Source organism: Nonomuraea sp. NPDC050680 (assembly GCF_040654555.1).
Classification (GTDB): Bacteria; Actinomycetota; Actinomycetes; order Streptosporangiales; family Streptosporangiaceae; genus Nonomuraea.
In genome coordinates this window covers 63,445-78,354 of sequence record NZ_JBFAIF010000003.1, presented here as the reverse complement: position 1 = coordinate 78,354, position 14,910 = coordinate 63,445, and the positions used below count along the sequence as shown (strand labels likewise).

General features: G+C 68.4%; 14 protein-coding genes. 2 read left to right on the top strand and 12 right to left on the bottom strand.

Going from position 1 to position 14,910, the window contains the following annotated elements; all coding sequences use genetic code 11:
* Positions 1 to 131 precede the first annotated feature (131 nt).
* Together AB0H88_RS11555 and AB0H88_RS11550 are read right to left on the bottom strand one after the other, a co-directional pair.
* Entirely contained in the window at positions 132 to 1,136 is a 1,005-nt protein-coding gene (locus AB0H88_RS11555) for an ice-binding family protein (RefSeq protein ID WP_357643265.1), read from the bottom strand.
* A gap of 250 nt (positions 1,137 to 1,386) precedes the next feature.
* A complete protein-coding gene (locus tag AB0H88_RS11550; protein WP_357643263.1) occupies positions 1,387 to 3,375 on the bottom strand; it encodes a DUF4082 domain-containing protein in 1,989 nt (662 codons plus the stop codon).
* 597 nt (positions 3,376 to 3,972) lie between these two features.
* Between AB0H88_RS11550 and AB0H88_RS11545 the strand changes: the two genes are divergently transcribed.
* On the top strand, positions 3,973 to 5,265 hold the full coding sequence (locus AB0H88_RS11545) for a nucleotide sugar dehydrogenase (protein WP_357643261.1): 1,293 nt from the start codon (positions 3,973 to 3,975) through the stop codon (positions 5,263 to 5,265).
* A 50-nt stretch (positions 5,266 to 5,315) separates the two neighbouring features.
* Here AB0H88_RS11545 and AB0H88_RS11540 read toward each other — a convergent pair whose 3' ends face one another.
* The gene (locus tag AB0H88_RS11540; RefSeq protein ID WP_357643259.1) at positions 5,316 to 6,188 is read right to left on the bottom strand and encodes an SDR family oxidoreductase; all 873 of its coding nucleotides are present in this window, start codon (positions 6,186 to 6,188) and stop codon (positions 5,316 to 5,318) included.
* A gap of 180 nt (positions 6,189 to 6,368) precedes the next feature.
* Here AB0H88_RS11540 and AB0H88_RS11535 point away from each other — a divergent pair, with 180 nt between their 5' ends.
* Entirely contained in the window at positions 6,369 to 6,758 is a 390-nt protein-coding gene (locus AB0H88_RS11535) for a hypothetical protein (protein WP_357643257.1), read from the top strand.
* A 38-nt stretch (positions 6,759 to 6,796) separates the two neighbouring features.
* On the opposite strand, the gene AB0H88_RS11530 is transcribed toward AB0H88_RS11535, so the two are convergent.
* From AB0H88_RS11530 to AB0H88_RS11490, 9 genes are all read right to left on the bottom strand, one after another.
* Positions 6,797 to 7,285 carry a flavin reductase family protein gene (locus AB0H88_RS11530; RefSeq protein ID WP_357643255.1) on the bottom strand — a complete coding sequence of 163 codons (489 nt, stop codon included), beginning with the start codon at positions 7,283 to 7,285 and terminating at the stop codon, positions 6,797 to 6,799.
* On the bottom strand, positions 7,282 to 7,797 hold the full coding sequence (locus AB0H88_RS11525; protein ID WP_357643253.1) for an NAD(P)H-dependent oxidoreductase: 516 nt from the start codon (positions 7,795 to 7,797) through the stop codon (positions 7,282 to 7,284). The genes AB0H88_RS11530 and AB0H88_RS11525 overlap by 4 nt, the downstream gene beginning before the upstream one ends.
* A complete protein-coding gene (locus AB0H88_RS11520; RefSeq protein WP_357644744.1) occupies positions 7,794 to 9,074 on the bottom strand; it encodes an LLM class flavin-dependent oxidoreductase in 1,281 nt (426 codons plus the stop codon). The genes AB0H88_RS11525 and AB0H88_RS11520 overlap by 4 nt, the downstream gene beginning before the upstream one ends.
* Positions 9,075 to 9,076: 2 nt before the next feature.
* A complete protein-coding gene (locus AB0H88_RS11515) occupies positions 9,077 to 9,955 on the bottom strand; it encodes an ABC transporter permease (protein ID WP_357643251.1) in 879 nt (292 codons plus the stop codon).
* The gene (locus AB0H88_RS11510) at positions 9,915 to 10,712 is read right to left on the bottom strand and encodes an ABC transporter ATP-binding protein (protein ID WP_357643249.1); all 798 of its coding nucleotides are present in this window, start codon (positions 10,710 to 10,712) and stop codon (positions 9,915 to 9,917) included. The genes AB0H88_RS11515 and AB0H88_RS11510 overlap by 41 nt, the downstream gene beginning before the upstream one ends.
* The gene (locus AB0H88_RS11505; RefSeq protein WP_357643247.1) at positions 10,712 to 11,707 is read right to left on the bottom strand and encodes an ABC transporter substrate-binding protein; all 996 of its coding nucleotides are present in this window, start codon (positions 11,705 to 11,707) and stop codon (positions 10,712 to 10,714) included. Before AB0H88_RS11505 ends, AB0H88_RS11510 begins: the two co-directional genes overlap by 1 nt.
* A gap of 185 nt (positions 11,708 to 11,892) precedes the next feature.
* Positions 11,893 to 12,957: an MBL fold metallo-hydrolase gene (locus AB0H88_RS11500; protein ID WP_357643246.1), complete on the bottom strand. Its 1,065-nt coding sequence runs from the start codon at positions 12,955 to 12,957 to the stop codon at positions 11,893 to 11,895.
* A 74-nt stretch (positions 12,958 to 13,031) separates the two neighbouring features.
* The gene (locus AB0H88_RS11495) at positions 13,032 to 14,333 is read right to left on the bottom strand and encodes an MFS transporter (protein WP_357643244.1); all 1,302 of its coding nucleotides are present in this window, start codon (positions 14,331 to 14,333) and stop codon (positions 13,032 to 13,034) included.
* On the bottom strand, positions 14,333 to 14,905 hold the full coding sequence (locus tag AB0H88_RS11490) for a helix-turn-helix domain-containing protein (RefSeq protein WP_357643243.1): 573 nt from the start codon (positions 14,903 to 14,905) through the stop codon (positions 14,333 to 14,335). The genes AB0H88_RS11495 and AB0H88_RS11490 overlap by 1 nt, the downstream gene beginning before the upstream one ends.
* Positions 14,906 to 14,910 lie beyond the last annotated feature (5 nt).

Below are 14,910 nucleotides of genomic sequence, written 5' to 3'. Positions count from 1 at the left end.
CAGAAGAAAGTGGTCACTCCGGGGAAACCCATTCCGGGGGGGAGCGGAAGAAGACGGCCCGCCGTGGCATGGGCCTCATGGGCGGACACCCCTTCCGGGGGGAGAGGAGCACGTCCGTCGTCACCGCCCTATCAGGTGATGGCCTGGTTCACCGGGCCTGACGTGCTCGGGGCCAGGTGGATCAGTGCCTCGTGGTCGAAGACGTCGCCGCCGAGATAGACCGCGACGATCCGGTGCTGCCCTCGGGCCAGGCTCGAAATCCTGAACATCGCACGACCGTTGCTGTTGAGGAACACCGAGCCGAGAATGGTCGAGCCTTCCTTGAAGACCACTTCGCCGAACGGGGTCTGGCTGCCGCTGACCGGTGCCACGGTGGCGATGAACGTCACCGGCTGTCCAGCGGCGGCGGGATTGAGAGAGCTGGTCAACGTGGTGGTGGTAGGCGGGTCGTGGGGAAGGCTGATGCGGGTGGCCGGGATGCTGTCGGTGCCGGTGGTGTTGACGGCGCCGTTGAGAGAGAAGACCCGGCCCTCGACGCTGGCTCCGAAGTTCACGTTGGCGTTGCCCTGGGCCAGCACGTTGCCGCGGAAGGTGCTGTACACCCCCAGCGCCGTCGCGCCGCTGGACTGCCAGAAGACGTTGTCGGCCTGCGCGCCACGTAGCAGGGCGATATTGCTGACCCTGGCGGTGGTGAGAGTGGCCGCCCGGAAGATGAAGGTCGCGGCCGGATCCCCCTGTGCGTCGAGGGTGAGCGTACCGTTGATCGTGAAGGCGCCGCCGGCGGCGTCGTACAGGCCAGGCCCCTTGGTCGTACCGCCCAGCTCCCCCGCCACCGTGACACCGCCGGCCCGCCCGGCGATGTCGTTGTAGGCGGCGACCACGTCGTTCTTGACCGCCGCCGCGGTCGCGTTGCCCAACTGCCTGTTGCCGTTCACGGTGCCGGGCGGGAAGCCCCTCAGCGTATTGGCGGGACTGATCCCCAGGTCTCCGGAGATCGTGGTCAGATTCGTGTTGTTGACCGACATCCCGGCCACAACCCCGTACGGCTTTCCACCGCCGATGTCCACCGGCGGTGTCGCGCGCGCGCCCTCCGGCAGGGTCACCAGCACGGCCGCCGCCACCACCCCCAGCGACAACCGACCGACCTTCCCCGAAAAAAGGGACAAATCAATATTTGCCATGAGCCGATCCTTTATCTGCGACCCGGGAAATGCTCCGCCGGTCATATGACTCTGGATATTCGACATTAGCGGGCATCGATGCCGTTCCAGAGAAATGACATGCGACGCGGCCCGTTTCGTATTCGCGCCAGGGACATGGCGCGGCCCGGCCGCGCAGAAGCGCACGGCCGGGCCGGTGGAGAATCACCCGAACCTCAGGAGCCCGTTAGGAGTCGAATACCGGATCGACCCAGTAGTTGGACGACTGGTAGGGGGTCGCCGGGAAGGTGCTGGTCCCCCCGTAGGTGTACACCCCGTTCGGGTCCGTACCGTTCGCCAGCGCGGTGAGCGGGCCGTTCGTGTAGGCCGAGGTGAAGTAAGGCCGATTAAGCGAATAATATCCCGACGTAGTGTGATATGAGGCCACATAGGTGGTATTGGCGGTGATCGCGACAGGCGACGGGAAATTCACCTGCTGCCAACCGGAGGCCGTCTCACTGGTGAAGACCGCGCTCGCGAGCAGCTGACCACTGCTGCTCCACAGACTCCCGGTATGAGTCCCCGTATTCAGGGAGCCCTTGAAGAACCGGATGGCGACGATTTTCCCGCTCGTTGAGGCCCGGAACTTCACGCCGACCGTAATCGCCTGCGTATCAGGCTGGGACTGGACGGCCGGAGTGGGCACTTTGTCCCACAGACTGTCCGACGGCTCGAACACGACGTCGACCCAGTAGTTGGTGGACTGGTAGGAGTTTACCGGGAAGGTGCTGGTCGCTCCGTAGGTGTACACCCCGTTCGGGTCCGTACCGTTCGCCAGTGCCGTGAGCGGGCCGTTCGTGAATGAGGAGGTGAAGTAGGGTCGGGTTACCGAATAATATCCCGACGTAGTGTGATATGAGGCCACATAGGTGGTATTGGCGGTGATCGCGACAGGTGTCGAGAAATTCACCTGCTGCCAGCCGGAGGCCGTCTCGCTGCTGAAGACCGCGCTCGCGAGCAGCTGACCACTGCTGCTCCACAGACTCCCGGTATGAGTCCCCGTATTCAGGGAGCCCTTGAAGAACCGGATGCCGAGGATGGTCCCGCTCGTTGAGGCCCGGAACTTCACGCCGACCGTGACCGCCTGCGCATCAGACTGGGACTGGACGGCCGGAGTCGCCGATCTGTCCCACAGACTGTCCGACACATGCTGAACCACTTCCGGCGAGAAGCTCGGCGCGAAGTGGATCAGTGCCTCGTGGTCGAAGACGTCACCGCCCAGGTAGACGGCGGTGAGGTGGTGATCCCCGGCGCTGAGGCTCGGGGTCGTGAGCGTGGCCGGATTGTTGGCGTCCTGATAGCCCGAGCCGAGTACGGTCGAGCCGTCCTTGAAGACCACTTCGCCGACGGGCGTCAGGGTGCCGCTGACCGGCTGTACGACCGCGGTGAGCAGAACCGGCTGCCCCCTCCAGGACGGGTTGGGCGAGGTGGTCAGGGTCGTCGTGGTCGGCGGGTCGTTGGGGAGGCTGATCTGAGTGGCCGGGATGCTGTCGGTGCCGGTGATGTTGACGGAGCTGTTCAGGGAGAAGATGCGGCCGTTGGTGAAGGCACCGAAATTCACCGTGACGGCGTTCTGCGCCAGCACGTTGCCGCGGAAGGTGCAGTAGTTGCCCAGCGTCACGGTGTCGCTGAACTGCCAGAAGACGTTGTCGGCCTGCGCGCCGCGGAGCAGGGCGACGTTGGCGACGTTGGCGGCGGCCAGGCTGGTCGCCCGGAAGATGAAGGTCGCGTTCGGATCTCCCTGCGCGTCGAGGCTGAGCGTTCCGCTGATCGCGAAGGCGCCGGTGGTGGAGGCGTACAGGCCGGGCCCCTTGGTCGTGCCGCCCAGTTGCTGCGCCACCGTGGCGTCCGGGGTCCGCCCGGCGATGTCGTTGTAGGCGGCGACCACGTCGGCCTTGGCCGCCGCCGCGGCCGCGTTGCCGAGGTCCCTGGCACCGTTCACGGTGCCGGGCGGGAAGCCGGTCAGCGTACTGCCGGGACTGACGGCGAGGTCTCCGGTGACCGTGGTCAGATTCGTATTGGTGACCGACACCCCGGCCACAACCGCGTAGGGCTCCGCGACGCCGATGTCCACCGGCCCCGTCGCGCTCGCGGCCTGCGGCAGCCCCACCACCGCACCTGCCACCAGCACGGCCGCCGCACTCACCCCCATCCACAACCGACCGACATTCCCCAAGGAACGGGAGTATCTGACTTGGCTGGTCGCTTCTCGCTTGAGAGCTTCGGGGAGGGCCTTGTCGGCTGCTCGATCGGGCGCATCGCTGTGTGATTTTGACATGCGCCACAACTCCTCACTGTATCTTGTGCTGCTCAGGCAATCGGCTGGCTCGCCGCAGCCTGCGGCTCGTCAAGAATCCCTAGGCGATCGTCGCCGCTCGCCCGGTTTGTCGCGTTTGCCATAAATGCGGCTAAAGTCCAGCCATAAGAGATGCGACCCGAATGTCGCCAATCCCGGTGAAGACGCTACGACATTCGGAAGGACCATGCCTTGAACGGCATGACGCGAAAAACCTATATGTGATCAAGAAAAGCCTAGGATAGCGTCCTATTGGACTGCTCTTTACCCTTCTATACCCGCTTCCGACACTTACCAGGAGGCTTGACCAAGCTATCCCTGTACGAACGGCCTTTTCTTGAGCGCACGGAAATATTCCGTTTAATGCCCTTATGCGCCCCTAATCGCCGGCCTGGCCGCGAAAACGTCATCAGACGACACGCTGGGGATCGCCATCAAATCGGCGATATGAGAACTCCGGCCTCCTACAGTCGGATCGTGTCTCATCTCGAGGTAACGGGGGCTCCTGACATGGGAGAGAAACTGGTGGTCGTCGGCCAAGGCTACGTCGGCCTGCCGCTGGCGATGCGGGCGGTCACTGCCGGATTCGACGTCGTGGGCATCGACGTCGACCAGTGGCGGATCAAGCGATTGACCGCCGGCGAATCTTATGTCGAGGACATCGGGGACGACGAGCTGATCGCCGCGCACCGCTGCGGCCGCTATCTGGCCAGCACCGATTACGCCGACGCCGAGGGCTTCGACATCTGTGTGATCACGGTGCCGACGCCGCTTCGCGATGGCGCGCCCGACCTCCGGCACATCGCCTCGGCCGCCCAATCCATCGCGCCGCTCCTACGGCCGGGCGCCACAGTGGTGCTGGAGTCCACGACCTATCCCGGAACCACCGAGGAATATCTCCTGCCCCTGCTTCAGGAAGGCTCCGGGCTGCAGGCGCCCGAGGATTTCTACCTGGGCTACAGCCCCGAACGGATCGACCCGGGAAACACCCACTGGCGGCTGGAGAACACCCCGAAGATCGTGTCCGGCATCGACGAGTCCTCGCTGAAGAGAGTCCAGGCCTTCTACGAGCGCATCGTGCGGGAGGCCGTTCCCGTCTCCTCGGTCCAGGTGGCCGAGCTGAGCAAGCTCCTGGAGAACACCTTCCGGCACATCAACATCGCCCTGGTGAACGAGCTGGCCATCTTCGCGCGGCAGCTGGGGATCGACGTCTGGCAGGCCATCGACGCCGCCTCCACCAAGCCGTTCGGCTACATGCGCTTCACCCCCGGCCCGGGCGTCGGCGGACACTGCCTGCCGATCGACCCGTCCTACCTGTCGTGGAAGGTCAAGCGCAGCCTGGGGCACAACTTCCGGTTCGTGGAGCTGGCGAACGACATCAACGACCACATGCCGGATCACGTCGTCCACCGGCTGACTCTCGCGCTGAACCAGCGCTCCCTGCCGATCAAGGGCAGCCGGGTGATCGTGCTCGGCCTCGCCTACAAGAAGAACGCGGGCGACTGCCGCGAGTCACCGGCGATCGAGGTGGCCAGAGCCCTGCGCAAGCTGGGTGCGGATGTGCGGGCCGCCGACCCGCACGTGGACCACTTCCTGCTGCCGCAGGGGATCGCGATCATCGACGCCACGCGGCACGAGCTCGCTCAGGCGGACGCGGTGCTGATCCTCACCGACCACGACTGCTTCGACTACGAGATGGTCGAGCGGGTGAGCGCCTTCGTCTTCGACACGCGCAACCGCTGCCGGGGACCCAACGTCGAGCGGCTGTGAGGAATCGGGAACGGGGCTACCTGCCCGACGACAGGTAGCCTCCGGCGTTCCTAGAGCATGGCCTTCATCGAGTCCGCGGCCGACAGCACGTACGGCTGCTCGGCCATGACCGCCGCCCAGTTGTCCGCGAGCGACTCCGGCGTGAGCTCGTCCGACTTCCAGCCGGGCCCTTCGGCCACGAACACCCGCGCCACCCGGCCGCCCCCGACGCTGAACACCTCGCCGCTCGGATCGCACGACTCGTGCACGAGGTAGGCCACCAGCGCGCTGACCCGCTCGGGCGTGAACTTGGCCTCGAACTCGGCCGGCAGCAGCGACTCGGTCATCCGCGTCCAGGCGATCGGCGCGATGGCGTTGGCCTTGATGCCGTTGCGGGCCCCCTCGATGCCGAGCGTCTTGGTCAGGCCGATCAGGCCCATCTTGGCGGTGGAGTAGTTGGCCTGGCCGAAGTTGCCGAACAGGCCCGCCGGGCTGGAGGTGTTGACGACGCGGCCGTAGCCGGCCTCCTTCATGTACGGGTAGGCGGCCTGGCTGACCAGGTAGGAGCCGCGCACGTGTACGGCCAGCACGCTGTCGAAGTCCTCGACCGCCATCTTCCCGAACGACCTGTCACGCAGGATGCCCGCGTTGTTGACGACGATGTCGATCTTGCCGAACGCGTCGACCGCCGCCTGCACGATCGCCCTGGCCCCTTCCGGCGTGGCCACGTTGTCGGCGTTGGCGATGGCCTGGCCGCCGTTCTTGGTGATGAGCTCGACCACGTCGGCGGCGGGACCCGCGGAGGCGCCGGTGCCGTCGAGCGCGCCGCCCAGGTCGTTCACGACGACCTGGGCACCCCGCTCGGCCAGCAGGAGCGCGTGCGACCTGCCGAGGCCGTGCCCGGCTCCCGTAATGATCGCGACCCTGTCATCGAACCGAAGCATCGAACCTCCAGCGCAGGAGAACAACGTTCTAGTAATGGCACCATAACCCGAGTCCGCCGCACTACGACTGATCGTCGCCGATAGTGATCAGAAGCTTCTTTCTCTGCTAGAGTTCTGGGCTTCGCATGGGCGGCGACCCCCAGCGCCTGTCCGCCCTCCATCGCGCCTGGGAGGCCGGACATGCCGGTAAACGCGCCCCTTCGCGTGGTTCAGTGGGCCACGGGAGCCGTCGGTCGCTACGCGCTGCGCAGCGTGCTCAGCAGGCCGGGGCTGGAGCTCGCGGCAGTCCTCGTCTATGACCGCGACAAGATCGGCAAAGACGCCGGCGAGCTGGTCAGCCTGCCGTACGCCGGCGTGAGCTGCACGGACGACCCGGAGCGCGTCATGGCCATCGAGGCCGACTGCGTGCTGCACACGCCGCTGCCGTCCTTCTACTTCGGCTACGGCCTGGCCGCCGCGGCCGCCCACGCCATCAACGCCATCCCCGCCGTCTGCGCCGCCCCGCCCGGCGTCCGCACCCTGCTTGATCTCCCTCTCCCCACCGCGCGCGCCCGGGTCCGCATCCGTTAGGCGGGGCCACGTACGGCGGGGAATCGGGCCACCTACAGTCAGTTGTGCGGGAGGAAGCGCCCGTACTGCCCGCGGTGATAGAGGAGTGGGCGGGCTGGGGTGGTTTGGGCGGCGGTGACCAGGCCGACCACCAGGGTGTGGTCGCCTATCTCCACGGTCGTGTGCGGAATGCAGATGAGATGTGCGGAGACGTCCTCCAGCAACGGCGTGTCGTGCGGGCCGGGCCGCCAGCGGGTGGGCTCGGCGAAGCGGTCGATGCCGCGCCGGGCGAAGCGGGTGGCCAGGTCGTGTTGGTGGCCGGCCAGGACGTTCACCGCGAAATGGTCGGCCAGCCGGAGCCAGGGCCAGGTGGTGGACGACTGGTCGACGTAGAAGGACACCAGCGGCGGATCAAGGCTCACCGAGGAGAACGAGGTCGCCGTCAGGCCCACCGGGACGCCCTCCGGTCTGGCCGTCACGATGACCACTCCGGCGGCGTGCTGGGCCAGGGCCGTACGGAACTCGTCGCGGTCCAGGGAGATGGTCATCTCAACGCTCCTTGCCTGACCGCAATCTGCGGCACCACCAGATCTGCCCAGCGAGCCAAGGGCCCGTCTTCTCCTGGTAGGTCCGACTCCAGGAGGGCCAGACCGGGGGTGGGGACGAAGGCGCCCATCTCCACCAGGAGCGGGCGGAAGTGGACCTCCACCGCCAAGGCGTGCTTGGGGTCGCCCATGACGAGGATCGGCAGGGCCGCCGTGCCGGTCAAGGCGTTCGGCGGCAGCCGGTCGAGGAACGCCTTGAGCAGGCCGGTGTAGGTCGCCTTGTAGGTGGGGCTGGCCACGACGGCCACCGAGGCGCTGGTGAGGAGTTCGAGGGCGATCTCCACATTCGCGCTGCTCTGCGGGAGGAGCAGCTCCGGAGCGAGGGCCGACAGGTCGATGACGTCTCTCGGACCCGGGTGGCCGAGCCGGGCGGCGATGGCGTCGGCGGCCGCGACCGCCGCCCCCAGCGTGCGCGATCCGGCGCGCGGGTTACCGACGACAGTGACGATGCTCATGATGCGGTGGCCAATCCGTAGTGGTCGCGAAGGGTTCGGGCCTCGTACTCCTTGCGGAACAGGCCGCGGATCTGCAGTTCGGGGACGACCTGCTCGACGAAGTCCGCGAGGCCGCCCGGCAGGTGCGGGGGCATGATGTTGAAGCCGTCGGCCGCGCCGTTCTCGTACCACTCCTGGAGCTGGTCGGCGATCTGCTCGGGCGTGCCCGCGACGACCCGGTGGCCGCGGCCGCCGGCGAGCTTGCCGATGATCTCGCGGATCGACAGGTCGCCGCGGGCCGCCAGGTCCTTGATCAGCTTGATGCGGCTCTGCTGGCCGTCCGGGTTAGGCGGGATGTCCGGTAGCGGGCCGTCCAAGGGGTGGGCGGTGAGGTCGACGCCGAGGATGTTCGAGAGCTGCTGCACGCCGTACGCCGGGACGATGAGGTCCTCCAGCTCCTTCTCCAGCCGCAGCGCCTCACGCTCGGTCGAGCCGATGATGGGCGAGATGCCGGGCAGGATCTTGAGGTCCAGCGGCCGGCGCCCGTACGCGGGGAGCCTGCCCTTGAGGTCGGCGTAGAACTCCTGGGCGTCCTCAAGGGTCTGTTGCGCGGTGAACACCGCCTCCGCGAACCTCGCCGCGAACTCCTTGCCGTCCTCCGAAGACCCGGCCTGGACGAGGAGGGGGCGGCCCTGGGGCGAACGCTGGACGTTCAGCGGACCCTGGACCCTGAAGTGCGTGCCCACGTGGTCGATCGGCTGGACCCGGGAGAGGTCGGCGTAGACCCCGGTGCGCCGGTCGCCGACGACCGCTCCCTCCGCCCAGCTCTCCCAGAGCGCGTTCGCCACCTGGAGGAACTCCTCCGCCCGGTGGTAGCGCTCGCTGTGCGGCGGGCGTTCGATGCCGAAGTTGCGGGCCTCGGCCTCGCCGGCGGAGGTGACGATGTTCCAGCCCGCGCGGCCGCCGCTGATGTGGTCCAGCGAGGCGAACTTGCGCGCCACGTGGAACGGCTCGTTGTACGTCGTGGACACCGTGGCGATCAGGCCGATGTGGTCGGTGACGGCGGCCAGGGCGGCGAGCAGGGTGAGGGGCTCCAGGCCGCCGAGCGCGTTGTGCCGGACATTTCCCCACAGGGCGAGGCCGTCGGCCAGGAACACCGAGTCCAGCTTGCCGCGTTCGGCGATCCGGGCCAGCTCCTGGAAGTGCCGGATGTCGGTGATGCGGCTCGGCTCGGTCAGCGGGTGCCGCCACGCGGCCTCGTGGTGGCCGACGCCCATCAGGAAGGCGTTCAGGTGCATGGTCACGTGGTCCTCCAGGTGGAGAAGCGTCGCTCCAGGCGTACGAGGAGCAGGTTGAACAGCAGGCCGAGCACCGAGATCGTGATGATCCCCGCGTACATGTCGGGCACCCGGAAGTTGTACTGCGCGTAGTTGATGAGGTAGCCGAGCCCCGCCTTGGCGCCGACCATCTCGGCGGCGATCAGCACGAGGATCGAGTACGCCCCGGCCAGGCGGATGCCGGTGAAGATGGTGGGCACCGCGGCGGGCAGGATGACCTTCTGGAACAGCCGGTACGGCCCGAGCCCCATGGACCTCGCCGACTTGATCAGGAGCGGGTCGACGCTTTTGACGCCGGCGATGGTGTTGAGCAGGATCGGCCAGGCGCAGGCGTACAGGATGATCGACACCTTGGACGTCTCCCCCAGCCCCAGGACCAGCACGAACACGGGCAGCAGGGCCAGGGCGGCGGTGTTGCGGAACAGCTCCAGAACCGGGTTCAGGAGTTCGGCCACCGGGCGGTACCAGCCGATCAGCAGGCCCAGCGGGATGGCGACCACGATGGCCGCCCCGAACCCGGCCAGCGACCTGACCAGGGAGGCTTGGGCATGGTCGGCCAGTTCGCCGCTGCGGAGCAGGTCGTACCAGGCGGTCAGGACTTCGCTCAGCGGCGGGAGGAAGGTGGGGTCCACCACCTGGGCCCTGGGCAGGATCTCCCAGACGGCGGCCAGCACGACGATCGCGGCGGACGCGTTGACCGCCCGGCGGGCGAGGCCCCAGAGGCGCCGGCCGGTGGCGGGGCGCACGGGCGGAGAGACCGGCGCGAGGGTCGTGACGGCGGACGGGTGGAGGTGGTCGACCTCAAGCGGGGAGACGGAGAGGCTGAGTGAGGGTCTGGCCAACGGGGGTCACCTCCTCGCGCAGCAGCGTCCAGATCGCGTGGCGGTACTCGCCGAACACCGGATCGGCCCGCAGGTCCCCCTCGCGGGAGGCGAACGAGACCGGTACGACGGCCCGGATACGACCGGGGCCCGGCGTCATGACGGCGACCCGCTGCCCCAGGTAGACCGCCTCGTCGATGCCGTGGGTGATGAACACGATGGTCTTGCCGGTCTTGTTCCAGATGCGAAGCAGCTCCTCCTGGAGGGACTCGCGGGTCTGGGCGTCGAGGGCGGCGAAGGGCTCGTCCATGAGCAGGACGTCCGGGTCGTAGGCGAGGCTGCGGGCGATGGCGACCCGCTGCCTCATGCCGCCCGAGAGCTCGTGCGGGTAGCGCTCGTCGAAGCCGCGCAGCCCGACCAGGTCGAGGTAGCCGCGGGCGCGCTCGCGGCGTTCGCGCCGCGGCACCCCCTTGGCCTCCAGCCCGAACTCCACGTTGGCCACCGCGGTCCGCCAGGGGAACAGCGCGTACTGCTGGAAGACGATGCCGCGATCGAGCCCCGGACCCGTGACGGGGACGCCGTCGATGCGGATCTCGCCGCGCGTGGGCAGGGTCAGGCCGCTGAGCAGGTCGAGGAGGGTGGACTTGCCGCACCCGCTGGGGCCGACGAGCGTGAGGAACTCGCCTTCGGCCACGTCGAGCGAGATGTCGGACAGGGCGGTGAAAGAGCTGCCGCGGACGGCGAACTCCTTGGTCACGGACACGAACTCGATCTTCATCAGGAGCCTCCCGAGACGAACGGGTTGTAGGCGTTGGTGTAGACGTCCTGGGGTTTGATCTGGCCGGGCTTGATCTCGCCGGCGCCCTCCAGCCAGGAGATCCACCGCTGGAACTCCTGCGGCTCGATAACCCCGCCCTTGGTCGCGACGCCGCTGCTCTTCCAGAAGCCGACGGTGGTGGAGTCCTCGTTCCTGCCCCGCTTGGCGATGATCTTCTTGAACTCGGCCACGACCTCTTCACGGGTGTGCGTCCGGGTCCACTGGATGGCCTTGGCAGTGGCCTCGACGAACTTCCTGGTCGTGTTCGGGTTCTGCTTGATGAAGCGGTCGGTGAGTACGTACGTCCCGGCCGAGAAGTCACCGAACAGGTCGACGTCCTTGAACAGGGTCTTGAGACCGCCGCGTGCCAGCGCCTTGTCGCGCAGGATGCCGCCGAGCGCGGCCACGTCGATCTGCTTCTGGCGCAACGACTGCTCGGCGCTGACGGGGGGGACGGCGACCAGTTCGACCTGCTTGATCTCGGCCGGGGTCAGGCCGCCGCGCTTGAGGTATTCCTTCAGCACGGCCTCGGCGTGGGCGCCCAGGGTGTTCATACCGACCTTCTTGCCGATCAGGTCGCGGGCGCTGTGGATCGGGCTGTCCTGGAGGGTGAAGTAGCCCTGGTAGGAGTACTGGTCACTGCCGTAGTAGCTGATCACGGCCTTGATCGGGGCCTTGGCGGCGACGAGCTTGACCACGGCGCCGTTGAACGCGCCACCGAAGTCGCTCTGCCCCGTGGCGGCCGTCTGGATGTCCTGTGGTCCGCTGGTCGTGTTGCCGATCCACTTGAGCTTGACGGGTTTGAGATAGCCGAGCTCCTCGGCCAGCTCGGGGAAGGTGACGGTGCCGACACTGCCCTGGTAGCGCAGTTCCTGGGTTTCGGCGGCGCCCTGGGCGGTGCCGCACGCCGTGACGGCGAGGAGGAGAGGGACAAGGGGAGCAAGACGTCTGATCACGAGATGTCCTCAAATAAAGGGGGACGGGGACTAAGTCGTGATCAGTGACACTGTGCGCTGACGACGCGGCAGAAGTCGACATGCGCGCGCCGGGTGAGGTCCGGGCTCATGCATACGACGCTACGCAGGCGCGGTCAGGAAGTCAACATTTCCTACTGGGTTTACATGAAATAAATGTCGCCTGGTCAGGCGCCCGCGAACCACAGTTCCGGCTCGCCGAGCACGCGCCGCGCCCGTCCCCGTGACTCCAGCCACACCAGGTGCGCCAGCGTCTCGTTGGTGGCCGCGCGCCGCATGAACGGCGGGATCGTCTCCCAGGGCCGCGACCAGGTCAGGCCGGTCGCGATGTCCCAGCAGCAGATCCCGCCGGAGGCGCCTTCGAGCATCCGCTCGATCTCCGCCAGCCGCTCCTCGTGATGCGCCATCACGTAGTCGACCCGTTCGGCCAGCTCCAGGAACCGGTACTCGTGCGCGGGCAGCACCTCCTCCACATCCAGCTTCCGTACGGTGGCCAGCGCGTCGAGGTAGTCGGCCAGCGGATTGGGCGCGGACTGCGGATGCACGGCCACCATCGGCGTGATCTTCGCCAGCACGTGATCGCCGGAGAACAGCAGCTTCCTGGACGGCGACACGAAGCAGAGATGGCCGGGCGAGTGGCCGGGGGTCCAGACGGCCCGCAGGTCCCAGCCGGGCAGGTCCAGCCGGTCGCCGTCCTCGACCAGCCGGTCGGGCTTGGCCATCGACACCATGTGCCTGATCATCATCGAGGCGCCGGCCAACTCGTCCAGGGTCAGCTCGGGCACCCCGGACCGGACCAGCAGCGCCCGCTCGCGCTCGACCAGCGAGTCGATGGCGCTGTCGTCGTACCGGTCGTGGACGAGGCGCGCGTCGGCGGGGTGCAGGGCGATCCACGCGCCCGACATCTCCCGGACCCGCCCGGCCAGGCCGTAGTGATCGGGATGGATGTGGGTCACCAGTACGCCCTTGACGTCGGTGATCGCGTACCCGGCGACCCGCAGCCCCGCGACGAGCGCCTCGTAGGCCTCGTCGGTGTTCCAGCCGGCATCGACGATGGCGACCCCGTCGGGCAGTTCCAGGACGTAGACCAGCACGTAACGCAGGGGGTTGACCGGGATCGGCACCGGAACCGACCACAGCCCCGGACGCACCCTCTCGACCTCGGGAATCGTTCCGCCGAGCCACGCCGCGCGCTGAGTCTCGCTGGATGGAGTCACCACAAACTTCGCCATGCCCAGCATTGTGCCCGAACCATGTTCTACTACCGAGCGGCGGGCCGACCCGGGAACAGGCGTTTCGTCCCGTCTCAGTGGGGCTGGCGCGTTGCCGGCCGGAGCGCGGGCATGCGGACGAACAGCAGCGCGGAGGCCAGGACCACCCCCGCGGCGAGCGACCACGTGGCCGACAGGCCGGCCTGGCCGGCCAGCGTGCCGAACGTCATGTTGGACAGCGCCGCCCCCGCCTGCAGTGACAGGGAGCTCGTCGAGGTCACCGTCGTGCGCTGCGCGGCCGTGACGGCGTGGTGCGTCATCTCCGAGCACAGCACCCCGGTCACCGAGAGCCCCGCGAACATGACGACATAGGCCAGCCCGGTGGCCGCGAAACCGGGCGGCCCGTCGAGGCCCGCCGTGACCGCCAGGGCAGCGATGGCCAGCGCGGTCAGGACGACGCCCGCCACCGCGCCGCGTACCGAACCGCCCGCCGACCCGGCCACCCGGGGGGCGATCGAGCTGCCCATCGCGCTGCCGGCGAACCCGAGGGCCGCCACGACGGCGTAGCCGGTGCTGCCCAGCTCCGCCGTGCCCGCCAGCGCCGCCAGCCTGCCGGGGGTGAGCAGCTCGACGCCGGCCAGCGCGACGCCCGACGCCGCGACGGCCAGCATCAGGCGACGCAGCAGCGGCCCGCCCGCCGCCAGCCGCACGCCCTCGGCCACGGTCGCGGGTACATCCCGGACAACCCGCCCGAGCGACCGCCCGACGCGCTGCGGATGCACTCCAACGTGGCGTGAATGCTCTTCAAGGCTGCGCGTCTCGGGCAGCGCGAAGAGCACCGTCACCAGCAGCACGAGCCCGGCCGCCGCGCCCAGCAGCGGCGGCAGTGCCAGGGGCGTCATCACCGCCGGCGGCACCGCGAGCGGCGCGAACCCGCCCACCAGCACGCCCAGCAACAGCGCCACCGACTCCACCGCGCCGCCGCGCGCCAGGCCCGGCTTGAGGTCGGCGTCCGGTCCTTCGAGGTCGTGGAGCGTGTCGACGTACCAGGCGGTGGCCGGGCCGCTGGACAGGGCGCGGGCGACGCCCTTGAGCACACCGGTGGCCAGGAACATCCAGAACGTGGTCGAGACCGCCATCAGCGCGAGCGCGGCGACGGTGAACGCGGCCGAGATCGCCAGGACCGTCCGGCGGCCGATCACGTCGGCCAGGCCACCGGTGGGCAGTTCGAGGCCGATGGTGACGATCGAGAACACCATGACGGCGAACCCGACCTGGGCCAGGCTGAGTCCCCGGTCGGTCATCAGCAGCACCATGACGGCCATCGTCAGGCCGGGCGGCAGCCAGGTCAGGAAGCTGACCAGCAGGTAGCGGCGTAACGCGGATCGGGCAGTCATCAGCCGTCCTCCCCGTCCCGCGGCCCGCGGGGGAAGACCGCCGACCAGACGCTCATCGGCACGGCGCCGGGGTCGTCCGCGTAGCGTTCGCTGAGCTCGCGCACCAGCGCGTCCACGCGCTTGCCGAACTCACGGACACCCGCGGCGGGCAGCCGCACCAGATGGTCGCTCATCCCGGAGACCTCGACCAGCTCGGCGGGCCACTCCCCCGCTTCGAACGCCTCGACCGCCCGCCCCAGCGCCTCCAGCTGGCGCAGCTGCATGATCCGTACGGCTTCCCGCCCCTCGGGCGTGGCCGCCATCTCCAGGTTGTCCCAGGAGGTGTACTGATGGCGGGCCCGCCAGCGGCGCTCCCTGCCGTCGCGGCGCTCGGGGTCCTCTTCGATGAAGCCGTACTTGGCCAGCTCGCGCAGGTGGTAGCTGGTCGAGCCGGAGCTCTCCCCCACCTTGCGTCCCAGCTCGCTGGCCGTCGCGGGCCCGTCGCCGCGCAGCAGGCCGAGCAGCCGCACCCGCAGGGGGTGCGCCACCACCTTGAGCACCTGAGGATCGCTGATCCTGAACGCCTCTTCCATAGTCG